The following is a 12910-nucleotide window of genomic DNA, read 5'->3' as shown; positions in this document are numbered from 1 at the left end:
GGACCGCTATTTGTTGTAAGGGGCGCGTTGCGCGCCCCAAGCTGTAGGTTCAGTTCGTGCCGGCTGCCGGGGTGTCGCCGCTGGCTGCCGGCTGCGGCGCTGCGGGCGCCGGGGCTGCGGGTGCCTCGCTGGCGGGGGCTGACGGGGCTGCGGGGGTCAGAGGCTGACCCGCGCCGGGCAGCAGCGGCTGTCCCGCGCCCGGGGGCGGCGCGTAATCGCCCAGCGACGGCATGTTGGTGTTGCTGCCCGACTGGGCTGCGCCACCCAGCCCCAGCTGATCCACGATCGAGCCGGTCGAGGCCCCGCGCGCGGCGATGACCGTCAGCGTCATCGAGGTGATGATGAAGCCGATGGCAAAGATCCAGGTCAGGCGCGACAGGGCGTTCGCCGCCTGACGGCCGGTCATCACACCACCGCCACCGCTGCCCATGCCCAAGCCACCACCCTCGGACCGTTGCAGCAGCACCACTCCGATCAACAGAACGGCCAGGATCAGATGCACGGTCAGGATGATGTTTTCCACCACGGGGCCTTTCATTCAGCGACGCGCCTATCTAGTCACCAAGGGCAGGATTGGCAAGCGGGGGTGGGCGTTGGGCGCGCTGATGATCCAGGGGACCGGCTCGAATGTGGGCAAATCGCTGCTGGTGGCGGGATTATGCCGGCTGGCGCGGCGGCAGGGAATCGACGTGGCACCGTTCAAGCCGCAGAACATGTCCAACAATGCCGCCGTCACCGCGGATGGCGGGGAAATCGGCCGGGCCCAGGCGCTGCAGGCACGCGCGGCCGGGCTGGAGCCCAGCGTGCACATGAACCCCGTGCTGCTGAAGCCCGAAACCGACCGCGCCGCGCAGGTGATCGTGCAGGGCAGGGCGCAGGGGCGGGCGCAAGCCGCGGATTATGCCGGGCTGAAGGCGCAGCTGATGCAGGCGGTGCTGAACAGCTACCGGCATTTGCGCCGCCGCCATCAACTGGTGCTGGTCGAGGGCGCCGGCAGCCCGGCCGAGGTCAATCTGCGGCCCCGCGACATCGCCAACATGGGCTTTGCCCGCGCCGCGCAGGTGCCGGTGGTGCTGGTGGGCGATATCGATCGCGGTGGGGTGATCGCCCAGATCGTCGGCACGCAGGCAGTCATCGCCCCCGAGGATGCGGCGATGATCCGCGGCTTCATCGTCAACCGCTTTCGCGGCGACCCGGCGTTGTTCGATGCCGGCCGCGCCTTTATCTCCGAGCGCACCGGCTGGCCGGACCTTGGGCTGGTACCGTGGTTCGACGCCGCCGCGCGCCTGCCTGCCGAGGATGCGGTCGATCTGTCCCGCACCCGCGGCGAGCGCGGCGGCCTGCATGTGGCGTGCCCGATGCTGTCGCGGATCGCCAATTTTGACGATCTCGACCCGCTGGCCGCCGAGCCGGGGGTGCGGCTGACGATGGTGCCGCCGGGCAGGGCGCTGCCGGGCGACGCGGATGTGGTGATTCTGCCCGGCACGAAATCGACCCGGGGCGATCTGGCGTTTCTGCGCGCGCAGGGCTGGGACATCGACCTTGCCGCGCATCTGCGGCGGGGGGGCAGCGTCCTTGGCATCTGCGGCGGCTATCAGATGCTGGGGCGGATGATTCACGACCCCCAGGGCCATGACGGATCACCGGGCAGCGATCAGGGCCTGGGGTTGCTGGATGTCGAAACCCATATGGCGGCGGAAAAGCGTCTGGTGCGGGTGCAGGGGCGCGCCCTTGGCCAGCCTGTCGCCGCCTATGAAATTCACATGGGTCGCACGAACGGGCCGGATTGCGCCCGGCCCTTTGCCCATATTCCCGAAGCCGATGGCGCGGTCAGTGCCGATGGCCGCGTGGCCGGCACCTATCTGCACGGGCTGTTCGCCAGCGACGACTTTCGCGCGGCCTGGCTGGCGAGCCATGGCGCGGTATCCGCGCTTTCCTATGAGGCCGGTGTCGATCAGGTGCTGGACGCCTTGGCCGATCACCTGGCGCGACATCTTGACGTGGACAGGCTGTTTCAGCTGGCGGGCTGAAGCATCTGGTCCAGAATCCGCCCTGCCTCGGTGTGGCAATCGCTCAATTGGGCGCGATCCTCGCCTGGAAAGAAGCGGGCGCGCAGCGCGGTGGGCATCGGCCCTGGCTGGGCAATGACCACGCGCGGACCCAGCGTCGCGTTCTCGGCCTGCCAACTGCGGGCCAGGGCGATCTGGGCGGCCTTGGTGGCGCCGTAGCTACCAAAGAATTTCTGTCCCGCACGCTGATCGTCCAGAAACAGCGCCGTGCCCTGGCGCGCTCGCAGCAAGGGCTCGATCAGGGCGATCAGGCCGCGGGTGGCGACGATGTTCAGATCGACCGATTTCTGGAAATCCTTGGCATCGATATGCCCGGCCGGCGACAGGGGTGCTGCATGGATGGCGCAATGCGCCCAGAGGTCCAGCCCGCCCCAGCGCGACATCACCGCCTCGGCCATCTGCACCATGGCCTGGGCATTGCCTACGTCCATGGGCGCCAGCGTCGCCGATCCGCCCGCGCGTCGCACCCGGTCGTCCAACTCCTCCAGCGCGCCGGCGGTGCGCGCCACTGCCAGCACATGCCAGCCCCGACCGGCAAGGTTTTCGGCCAATGCGGCACCAAGTCCGCGCGAAGCGCCGGTGATCAGCGCGATCTTGTCATGTTCGCTCATGCTGCCGATTTCGCACCAGCCCGTGCCATGCGCAAGGCCCCAACCCTGCGGCGGGATAAAAAGCAGACAGCCCCGACGTAAAGTCGGGGCCGTCCAGAAACCTGCGCAGTTTCAGCGGTCGGCGACATCCTTGTAGTCGCGCCGGGGCGAGCCGACATAAAGCTGGCGCGGCCGCCCGATCTTGTTTTGCGGGTCGGCGATCATTTCCTTCCACTGCGAAATCCAGCCGACTGTGCGCGACAGCGCGAAGATCGGGGTGAACATCGATGTCGGGAAGCCCATGGCCTCGAGGATGATGCCGGAATAGAAGTCCACGTTGGGATAAAGCTTCTTCTCGATGAAGTATTCATCCTGCAACGCAATCTTTTCCAGCTCCTTGGCGACCTGCAGGGTGGGGTTGTTATGAATGCCCAAGAGGTCAAGCACCTCGTCGGCCGATTCCTTCATCACCTTGGCGCGCGGATCGAAATTCTTGTAGACCCGGTGGCCAAAGCCCATCAGCTTGAACGGATCGTTCTTGTCCTTGGCGCGTGCGATGAATTCGGGGATGCGGTCGACCGTTCCGATTTCGCGCAGCATTTCAAGGCAAGCCTGGTTGGCGCCGCCATGGGCCGGCCCCCACAGACAGGCGATGCCGGCGGCAATGCAGGCGAACGGGTTTGCCCCCGACGAACCCGCAAGCCTGACGGTCGAAGTCGAAGCGTTCTGTTCGTGATCGGCATGCAGGGTGAAGATTCGATCCATGGCGCGGGCCAAGGCGGGATCGACATGATAGGGTTCGGCCGGAACCGAGAAGCACATGTGCAGGAAGTTGCTGGCGTAATCCAGTTCGTTGCGGGGATAGACGAAGGGCTGGCCCAGCGAATACTTGTAGGCCATCGCCGCGATCGTCGGCACCTTTGCGATCAACCGGATCGAGGCGATTTCGCGCTGGACGGGATCGTTGATGTCGATCGAATCGTGATAGAACGCGGACATGGCGCCCACCACCCCCACCATGGTTGCCATCGGGTGGCTGTCACGACGGAACCCGCGGAAGAAGTTGTGCATCTGTTCGTGCACCATCGTGTGGCGGGTCACACGGGTCTCGAAGTCGACCATCTGCTCCTGGGTCGGCAACTCTCCGTAGAGCAGCAGGTAACACACTTCGAGATAATGCGATTTTGCGGCGAGCTGTTCGATGGGATAGCCGCGATACCACAATTCTCCCTTGTCGCCATCGATATAGGTGATGGTCGAATCGCAGGATGCGGTCGACGTGTAGCCCGGATCATAGGTAAAGACATCCGCTTGTGCATAAAGCTTGCGGATATCCAGAACGTCCGGCCCTGCCGTGGGCGACAGAATCGGCAGTTCCAGTTCCTTGCCTTTGACGAGCAGCTTTGCGGATTTGCTTTCTGCCATTCCGTGTTTCCTTTCACCTGTCTCCGGCCGGGGCCGGGTGATGGGTGCGGGTATCAACCCGCCTGATCCTGCAACCTGGCCAGTGTCTCTTCGCGGCCAAGGGCCAACATCATGTCGAATACGCTGGGGGTCGAACTGCGACCGGCCAAGGCTGCGCGCAGCGGCGCCGCCAACTTGCCCAGTCCCAGCCCCCGAGCGTCGCCGACCGACTTGACGGCAGACTCGAGTTCTTCGCGATTCCAGCTAGCATTCTGCAATGCAGCAGTCAATTCTGTCAGTATACCACGGGATACAGTATCCAGGGCCGCGGCCGCCTTTTCATCGGGCTGGACGGGCCGGCTGATCAGGGCGAACTGTGCCTGTTCCATCAATGCCGGCAAGGTCTTGGCCTTTGCCTTCAGGCTGGAAAGGGCCGGACGCAGGCGGCTCAGTTGCATTTCGGACAGTGCGGGCTCGCCCCTTGCGGTCAGATAGCTTGTCAGTTCCTGCAACAGGTTCTCGTCGCTCATGCGGGCAATGTGCCATCCGCTGACATGTTCCAGCTTCTTGAAATCCAGGCGGGCGGGGGATTTGCCGATCCCGTCCAGATCGAACCATTCCAGGGCCTGGGCATCGTCGAAGAGTTCGTCGTCGCCATGGCTCCATCCCAGACGGGCCAGGTAATTGCGCATGGCAGCCGCAGGATAGCCCATGGCCGCATAGTCCTGCAGGCCGACCGCACCGTGGCGCTTGGACAACTTCTTGCCATCGGTGCCATGGATCAGCGGGATATGGGCAAAGACGGGCACTTCCCAACCCATGGCCTGGTAGATCTGAAATTGACGGGCGGCGTTGGTCAGATGATCGTCGCCGCGAATGACATGGGTGACCCCCATGTCATGATCGTCCACGACCACCGCAAGCATGTAGGTCGGCGTCCCGTCCGAGCGCAGCAGCACCATGTCGTCCAGCTGATCGTTTCCGAAAACAACGTTGCCCTGCACTGCGTCCTGGACGACCGTTTCGCCAGAACGTGGGGCCTTCAGGCGGATGGCGTAAGGGCCTTGCGGGAAGGTGGACGGATCGGCATCCCGCCAAGGCGACAGAAACAGCGTCGAACGCCCCTCGGCCCGGGCTTGCTGTCGAAACGCCTCGATCTCGTCGGCCGAGGCAAAGCATTTGTAGGCTGTGCCATTGTCCAGCATCTCATGCGCAACTGCGCTGTGGCGCGGATGGCGCTCGAACTGGCTGACCGGCTCTCCATCCCAATCCAGCCCCAGCCAGCGCAAACCCTGCAGGATGGCCTCCGTCGCCTCGGGCGTCGAACGCGCGCGGTCCGTATCCTCGATCCGAAGCAGGAAGCGACCATTGCGTCCGCGGGCATATAACCAGTTGAACAGCGCAGTCCTGGCACCGCCGATGTGCAGGTAGCCTGTGGGCGAGGGGGCAAAGCGGGTCACGATGGGACGGGACAGGGTCATTTCAACTCGGACAGGTTCAAAAGCGGGGACAAGGCGGGCGCCGTTAACCCTTTTGTAAGATCGGGCGTGCCATTCTTGGCGCAACAGATACGCAAGTGCTGAGGCAAGGACAAGTTTCGGTGATGGAATCGGCACTCTCTGCACCGACGCTGCGCGCATCCGCGACAGAGCGTGCCCATCGCCGGGAAAACGAAAGCCCGGCAACGCGCGCCTCTGTGATCACACGCGCTGGCATCATACCTTGGGTGCCGATCTGGCTTGGATGCGGCATAGGAGGGTGGTTTGCCTTGCCTGTCGAGCCCGGCTGGCGCTTCTATACAAGCCTGGTCTCGCTTATCGCCTTGTCTGCCTTTGCCGGGATCATTCTGCGCCGCCGGGCCAGACAGGGGCGGATGAGCTGGCCATTGGCCGAGTGGCTGCTGTTCCTGCTATTGTGCGTTTCCGTGATGGCGGCGGGTGCTGGACTGGCAGGCATACGTGCGCATGCGGTTGCTGCGCCGGTCCTAGATTTTCGATATTATGGTCCGGTGCAAGGTCGTGTTCTGGGCATCGACCGATCATCCAGCGATCGCATCAGGCTTCTTCTCGATCAGGTCGTGATTGCAGATGTTGCCCCAGACAAGACCCCTCAGCGCGTGCGGATATCGCTTCTGTCGGACCAAACCCCGCCGCAACCCGGCGATCGGGTCATGATGACCGCCCATCTTGGCCCGCCGAACGGTCCGGCCGAACCTGGCGGCTTCGATTACAGGCGCGTGGCATGGTTCGAACGGCTGGGGGCCATCGGTTACACCCGGACCCAGGTCATGCGAATCGCGCCGGCGCCGGTTTTTTCGCTGTTCAGCCTGCATCAGCTGCGCATGAACCTGTCCGCAGCCATTCAGGATCGCATCGAAGGCCAGGCGGGGGCCATTGCGGCAGCGCTGATGACCGGCGATCGTTCGGGGATCGCCGAAACCACCAATCAGGTGATGCGCGATTCCAACCTGTATCACATCATTTCCATTTCCGGTCTGCACATGAGCATGCTGGCCGGCTTTCTCTATGCAGCCCTGCGCTATTTGGGTGCTGCTGTCCAGGGATGGTTGGCACCCGATTTACGGCATGTGCACAAGCCCGCAGCCCTTGGTGCCTTGATCGGCGCGACATTCTATCTGTGGCTTTCGGGGGGTGGTGTGGCCACAGAGCGCGCCTATATCATGGTGGCGGTCATGCTTGCAGCTATTTTGCTGGACAGGCGTGCCATTTCCCTGCGCACGGTGGCCGTTGCCGCAACGCTTGTTCTGGTCTGGCAGCCGGAATCCCTGATAAATTCGGGATTTCAGATGAGCTTTGCGGCAACGGTTGCACTCATCATCGCACATGAGCCCTGGATGCGGTGGTCATCGATGATTCCGCGCTGGACACGCCCGTTAGCCATGCTTGTTTTCTCTTCACTTATAGCCGGCATGGCAACGGCGCCGATTTCGGCCATACATTTCGGGCGATTGACGCATTATGGCCTGATCGCAAACTTGCTGGTCGTGCCTGCGGTCGGCAGCCTTGTCATGCCCGCAGGGGTTCTTGCAGCAATTCTTGCCCCGCTGGGACTTGCCGCACCAGCCTTGTGGATCATGGGCCTAGGGACCGAGTGGCTGATCCAGGTTGCCGGTGCGGTCTCCCACTTGAAGGGAGCGGTGACATTGGTCCCACAGGCACCTGCATCGACACTCCCCCTTCTGGCCTTGGGTGCCAGTTTAGCCGTTCTGGGACCAGTTTCACCGATACGGATTCGCGCGCTAGAGCATTGTCGACGCGCATGTGGCTTTGTCCTCATTGCTGCCGCAACACTGAATTGGCTGACAGCAACGCGTCCGGCGATTCTCATATCAGCCGAGCGAGACGCCGTTGCAATAATGACCGCCCAAGGACGGGTGCCATCAAGCGCTACCGGTGGCAAGTTTGCAGTAAAGCAATGGCTGGAAGCTGACGGAGATCCGGTTACACAGACGCGCGCTGCAGAAAGACCATTATGGGAGGGTCCGCCTGGCCATCGCGTTGCGAGATTGGCAGATGGGCTGGAAGTTCATCACCTGCGAACCCCCATTGCGTCTCTGGAATGGAAAGGGTTTTGCCAGAGTAACACAATAGTTATAGTCGCTGCCCAGATTGCTGGCGAAAAGTATCCTTTAGACTGCAAACTTGTCGACAAAAGTTCAAGCCTTGATCTAGGGGCATTGTCGATGAAAGCTGAGCGCAATTTGTTGCTGATCGAAAATTCCGGGAATGATGGTGGAAGGGTTTGGCAATGATGGAGAATGACCTCGATTTGCCGGCTCATGGGCTGTTGGACCTCTGGTTGTGCAAATTCCTTCTGGATCAATATGGAGATGATCACAGCTTTGACGGCTTGGAAAATAGAGATTGTATGGTTTCATGGCCCATAAACCGAAGCGATGTCCGTGAAGGAATCGATCGCGTTTCAAAAGCAACCGGAAAAACCCTGGAAGAAATAATATATGATGCAGGTTTGTGGATTACCCGACAGGAGTCTATCAGAAGATTGCTGCGCTTTTGTGGCAGAGATTTTGAGGAGTTCTTGCAATCTGTTCAGGAGCTTCCTGGGCGCGTCAATCTGATTTACTCAAGTGAGATACTGCTTGACCTCCGGCTCTCGGTGGAAAGAAAAGATGATAACTACATTATACATGTAAGCAACACAGGGGCTATGATAGCGCATCTGGTGGGGGGGGTGATCCAGGGAATGGCTGATGACTACGGGACGCTCGCAGTGGTAGACGTCGGTTGCAAGAGGATCGAAATAAACGTAGCCTCTCTCACTTATCAAAGAAAGAAGTCATTCAGATTGTCAGGGGCAAGTGCGTGAAAATTGATCATACTGTCCTTGGAAAACTGCTTCCATTCCATCTAATTTTTAGAAAAGATGGCGCTGTCATTGGGCAGGGTGAAACGTTAAAAAAATGTATAGGGGCTTTGAAGAACGTCTCTGAGGATTTGATTGGATATAGATTCAAGGGCAGCGTTCCAGATTGCAGTATATTTTCTCTTGCTTCAACAGGCGAACGTTTCTTTATTGAAATCAGAAATCTCCCTCATTTGCCGTTAAGGGCTCACGGGGCTTTGGTGAATAGCCAGACCGCCTTGCTCAACTGCAGCTATGGAATCCTTACGCCATCTGCGGTTTGCGCGCATGACTTGACCGAGCAGGATTTTACGCCGGCGGACCTTGTAACCGAAATTCTCTTTCTCAAGGAAGCTGCCAGCCTGGCGCAACGAAATCTCGATAGCATGAACCAGTTCTTCAAGTCTGCATGGGAAGTGGCTGCCGAAAGCGCGGAAAGAGATCCTTTAACGGGACTTTTGAATCGAAGAGGGATGCGGCGTCGGTTGTCCATGATCAAAAATCATGCGTTAGGCGGAATCGCTGTTGCTCATATTGATTTGGATAACTTCAAAGCGATAAATGATACTTTCGGTCATACCGTAGGCGACTCGGTTTTGCAGGAAGTGGCAAAAAAAATTCAAAATAAATTCAGAGCAAATGATTTATGTTGCAGAATTGGAGGAGATGAGTTCGTGGTGATAATAACCTCATGCGTTTCTGAAGGGTCTCTTGAAAAAAGATTAAAAAGTCTTTTGGATTCGATCAGAGACGAGTGTATGTTTGGTGTTAAGTTTGGTGCAAGTATAGGTGCAGTTATTATAGAGGGCGTTATTTCGCTAGACGTCGAGAGATTAATTGACGCTGCAGATGACCTTCTTTATGAAAGTAAAAGATCCGGTAAGGGGATTGTTTCCATGCGTAGGATCAATCAAGGATTCGCAGCTCCGTCGAAGGGTTGATTGATTGGAAAGGAGAACTGCTCATGACCTTTCCGGAAGTTCTCTGGATGTGATGTATCGTCTGCCCGGCTGAGGAGGAGCAGATGTCTGGACCTAGGCCCAGGGCCCTTGATCTTCTTGAGGCGGCACAGGCTGTGTGATTCAAGCTCCCGGACTGACGGGGTTGATGACCGACGCGTTCTGAGCGGCATAATCTTCGCCAATCGCAACGGGTTGCGGTGGTGTGACGCACCGTCCGAGTATGGGCCACTGAAGGCGCTCTACAACCGCTGGATCCGCTGGGGCCGGATGGGGGGCTTCGTCCGGATCATGGGGCTGGCCTCGGGCGGTGGCGAGGAAAAGGTGGTGATGATCGATGCGACCTATCTCAAGGCGCACCGCACGGCCTCGAGCCTGCGGGTCAAAAAGGGGGGCGCCGACGACAAGCGCGGGCGCCCGATCGGGCGGACGAAGGGCGGGCTGAACACCAAGCTGCACGCAGTGACAGAGGCCAGGGCACGCCCGCTCCGCCTCTTCATGACCGCAGGCCAGGTCAGCGACTACCTGGGCGCGGCGGCTTTGCTGCGCAGCTTGCCGGGCGCGGACTGACTGATCGCAGACCGCGGTTATGATGCCGACTGGTTCCGGGAGGCGTTGAAAGACAAAGGGATAAAGCCTTGCATCCCGGGCCGGAAGTCCTGCGGCACGCCCGTCCGATACGACAGGCGCCGCTACAAACGCCGAAACCGCATCGAGATCATGTTTTGCAGGCTGAAGGACTGGCGCCGCATTGCCACCCGCTACGACAGGTGCCCAAAGGTCTTCCTCGCCGCAACCGCCCTGTTCTGGCTTTGACGATCAATGAGTCTGGACCCTAGTCAGATCGGACGGTCCGCCACGAATGGCTGGCCTGCATATTTTAAACCATCGAGGAGGTGTAGCAGATCGCCACATAATGGCTATGGGCCTACAATAACGAACGTCCCAACATAGGCATCGGCGACGTCACACCCGGCATCAAGTTGAAAATGGCCGCATAAGTTCTATGGTCGCGCCCCGCTAAAACAGGGAGAATTGCCATCTGGCAAAGCGGGCCGATCCGTCGCGCCTGCCTGATCGGGCGCGCGGGAATGAGGCGCTGCCCGCCGAGATGATGCGGGTCTTCGATGAGCTCTGGCGGGCTTACGGCGTCCAGAAGATCCGGGGCCAGCTACGCCGCGCGGGCTTCGACATTGCCCGATGCAGGGTGGCATGGCTGATGAAGGTAATGGGCGTTCAAGGCACAATTCGGGGCAAGCCGCACAGGAGTACAGTTTCCAACAGGAAGGCGCCGTGTCCGTTCGACAAAGTGAACCGCAGTAACGCGTGCCGGCGCCGGACATGCTCTGAGTCAGCGACTTTACCTATGTCGCGACCTGGAAGGGGTTTGCCCATGTCGCCTTCGTCATAGACGCCTATGACCGCAAGATCGTCGTTTGCCGTGTCAGCGGCTGCGCTCATGCGGGGCTATTTCTCGATGCCTTGGAGCAGCCAGTTCCACGGAGGCCGGCCAGCCAAGGGGTCACGTCCGTCAAGCTGGTGTAAATTCCTGGATGGCCTGAGGGCATGATCAGGCGGCTTTCGTGGTTATGCTGAGAATGGGGTCGATCTCCTCCTTGTCGATCTCGGCGAAGGCCTCGACCATCATGTAGCGGCTCGAGGTCTGCCATTCGTCGTTGGCTTCGAAGAGCACGGCGCCGATCAGGCGCATGATTGAGGCCTCGTTGGGGAAGATCCCGACGACATCGGAGCGCCGCTTTACCTCCTTGTTCAGGCGCTCGATCGGGTTGGTGCTGTGCAGCTTGGTCCTGTGCTGGCGCGGGAAGGACATGTAGGCCAGCACGTCATGCTCGCTGGCGTCCATGAGATCGGCCAGCTTGGGCCAGCGCGGGCGCAGTTGTTCGGCAACCTTGCGCCAGGTTTCGCCCGCATGGGCGCGGTCGGGCTGGTCGAAAGCCTGGCGGATCGCGGCGGCGACAACGGTGTGTTGGCCGCGCGAGACGTGGGCGAGAGCATTCCTGATCCAGTGAACGCGGCATCGCTGCCAGGTCGCTTCGAACACCCGGGCAATGGCTGCCTTGAGGCCGGTGTGGGCATCGCTGATCACCAGCTTGACCCCACTCAGCCCCCGGGCGCGGAGGGAACGCAGAAACTCGGTCCAGAAGGTCTCGGCCTCTGAGGGCCCAATGCCCAAGCCGATGATTTCCCTTCGGCCCTCGGTGTTGGCCGCCACCGCAATTATGGCCGCGACCGGCACGATGCGCCCGCCTTGGCGGACCTTGAGATAGGTGGCGTCGAGCCAGACATAGGGCCAGTCGCCGGTGAGCGGCCGGTTCAGGAACTCCCCGACCCTGTCATCGATATCCTTGCAGAGCTTCGAGACCGTGCTCTTCGATATCCCGCTGAGCCCCATGGCCTGCACCAGCTCGTCGACGCGGCGGGTGGAGACGCCGCCGATCCAAGCCTCCTGGATCACCGCCACCAGCGCCTGCTCGGAGGTCTTGCGGGCCTCGAGGAAGCCCGGGAAATAGCTGCCCTGCCGCAGCTTCGGCACCCGCAGGTTCAGCGTGCCCAAACGGGTATCGAGAGCGCGCTCTCGATACCCGTTGCGCCAGGTCGTGCGTTCACCGCTGCGTTCATGCCGGCCGGCGCCGATGATGCCTTCCACATCGGTCTCCATGATCAGTTGCAGCACGGCTTCGGCAATGCCGCGCAAGAAGTCGCCCTGATCGTGCTTGGCCAGAAGCTCGGACAGGTCCATGTTCGTCTTGGTCATCGGGGTCTCCGTAGGGGCCGTGGTTGAAGTCGCCAAACTCCACCTCGAACATACACCTCGATGGCCACCTGGGATCACACCGCCGACGGCGATGAAATTACACCAGCTCCTCGGACGCTAACCAGCCAAGGGCAAGGGACCGGTTCATCACCGCGACCTCGGCCTCAATGCCTGTCCATCCGCTACACCGTGCACCTCGCAGAGGCAGGCATCTAGCCTTCGGTGGGCAGCCTGGGCGACAGTTACGACAGCGCGCTGGCCGAGACGATCAACGGGGTGTTCAATGCCGAGGCATCCACCGACGCGGGCCTGGGCGCAGCTTCGAGGGCGCCGAATATGCGATCCTCGAATGGGTCGACTGGTTCAATATACGCCGCCTGCTCGAGCTGATCGAAAAGATCCCGCCCGCTGAAGCCGAGGTCAACTACTACGCCGCTCGGGAAACTGACGCCTTGGCTGCGCAGCTGACCAAAATCAGCCCTCAGCACACCCGGTGCGGTTCAGTTCGACGGGCGGCGGGCCATGTCGACGCCAGCAATGCGCTGACCGTCTTCGGAAAGCCTCGAAAGGCTTTCACGCAAGTTGATATAGTACTATCAAATATTTGGTGAATTGGCTGGGACGGTAGGATTCCTGCTAGACGGAAGATTTGGTACCAGAATGTTGCCAGTCGGTGGCGGGGTGGGGCAGCAGGCGGGGCGTTTATCCGACACATCCGAAAGTCTACGC

Annotated in this window: 10 protein-coding genes and 2 pseudogenes; 7 read left to right on the top strand and 5 right to left on the bottom strand. The window is 60.7% G+C overall.

Annotated elements, in window-relative coordinates:
* Nucleotides 1–49: 49 nt before the first annotated feature.
* Nucleotides 50–538 carry a preprotein translocase subunit SecG gene (secG, locus tag GB880_RS11860; protein ID WP_263467156.1) on the bottom strand — a complete coding sequence of 163 codons (489 nt, stop codon included), beginning with the start codon at nucleotides 536–538 and terminating at the stop codon, nucleotides 50–52.
* Nucleotides 539–593: 55 nt separating this feature from the next.
* Here secG and GB880_RS11855 point away from each other — a divergent pair, with 55 nt between their 5' ends.
* Nucleotides 594–2030: a cobyric acid synthase gene (locus GB880_RS11855; protein WP_154494182.1), complete on the top strand. Its 1437-nt coding sequence runs from the start codon at nucleotides 594–596 to the stop codon at nucleotides 2028–2030.
* On the opposite strand, the gene GB880_RS11850 is transcribed toward GB880_RS11855, so the two are convergent.
* The 3 genes from GB880_RS11850 to gltX all read right to left on the bottom strand — a co-directional run bounded on the left by GB880_RS11850 (nucleotide 2015) and on the right by gltX (nucleotide 5544).
* Nucleotides 2015–2680 (bottom strand): SDR family NAD(P)-dependent oxidoreductase, encoded by a 666-nt coding sequence (locus GB880_RS11850; protein WP_154494181.1) that lies wholly within the window; start codon nucleotides 2678–2680, stop codon nucleotides 2015–2017. The genes GB880_RS11855 and GB880_RS11850 overlap by 16 nt on opposite strands.
* Before the next feature lie 111 nt (nucleotides 2681–2791).
* The gene (gltA, locus tag GB880_RS11845) at nucleotides 2792–4084 is read right to left on the bottom strand and encodes a citrate synthase (protein ID WP_154494180.1); all 1293 of its coding nucleotides are present in this window, start codon (nucleotides 4082–4084) and stop codon (nucleotides 2792–2794) included.
* Between the two features lie 53 nt (nucleotides 4085–4137).
* Nucleotides 4138–5544 (bottom strand): glutamate--tRNA ligase, encoded by a 1407-nt coding sequence (gene gltX, locus GB880_RS11840; RefSeq protein ID WP_154494179.1) that lies wholly within the window; start codon nucleotides 5542–5544, stop codon nucleotides 4138–4140.
* Nucleotides 5545–5666: 122 nt separating this feature from the next.
* Here gltX and GB880_RS11835 point away from each other — a divergent pair, with 122 nt between their 5' ends.
* The 5 genes and pseudogenes from GB880_RS11835 (at nucleotide 5667) to GB880_RS15890 (ending at nucleotide 10816) form a co-directional block, all read left to right on the top strand.
* On the top strand, nucleotides 5667–7835 hold the full coding sequence (locus GB880_RS11835; protein ID WP_154494178.1) for a ComEC/Rec2 family competence protein: 2169 nt from the start codon (nucleotides 5667–5669) through the stop codon (nucleotides 7833–7835).
* Nucleotides 7832–8410 (top strand): hypothetical protein, encoded by a 579-nt coding sequence (locus tag GB880_RS11830; protein WP_154494177.1) that lies wholly within the window; start codon nucleotides 7832–7834, stop codon nucleotides 8408–8410. Before GB880_RS11835 ends, GB880_RS11830 begins: the two co-directional genes overlap by 4 nt.
* Nucleotides 8407–9387: a GGDEF domain-containing protein gene (locus GB880_RS11825; RefSeq protein WP_154494176.1), complete on the top strand. Its 981-nt coding sequence runs from the start codon at nucleotides 8407–8409 to the stop codon at nucleotides 9385–9387. Before GB880_RS11830 ends, GB880_RS11825 begins: the two co-directional genes overlap by 4 nt.
* Nucleotides 9388–9549: 162 nt before the next feature.
* Nucleotides 9550–10221, top strand: a pseudogene (locus GB880_RS11820) (IS5 family transposase); the annotation flags it as partial.
* Between the two features lie 295 nt (nucleotides 10222–10516).
* Nucleotides 10517–10816: an IS3 family transposase gene (locus GB880_RS15890; RefSeq protein WP_154494175.1), complete on the top strand. Its 300-nt coding sequence runs from the start codon at nucleotides 10517–10519 to the stop codon at nucleotides 10814–10816.
* A 159-nt stretch (nucleotides 10817–10975) separates the two neighbouring features.
* Here GB880_RS15890 and GB880_RS11810 read toward each other — a convergent pair whose 3' ends face one another.
* Entirely contained in the window at nucleotides 10976–12181 is a 1206-nt protein-coding gene (locus tag GB880_RS11810) for an IS256 family transposase (protein WP_013654810.1), read from the bottom strand.
* Between the two features lie 121 nt (nucleotides 12182–12302).
* Here GB880_RS11810 and GB880_RS11805 point away from each other — a divergent pair.
* Nucleotides 12303–12792, top strand: a pseudogene (locus GB880_RS11805) (hypothetical protein); the annotation flags it as partial.
* Nucleotides 12793–12910: the final 118 nt, after the last annotated feature.

The organism is Paracoccus sp. SMMA_5_TC, assembly GCF_009696685.2.
Classification (GTDB): domain Bacteria; phylum Pseudomonadota; class Alphaproteobacteria; order Rhodobacterales; family Rhodobacteraceae; genus Paracoccus.
The sequence above is the reverse complement of the archived record's forward strand: the minus strand, read 5'-3'. Positions and strand labels throughout refer to the sequence as shown.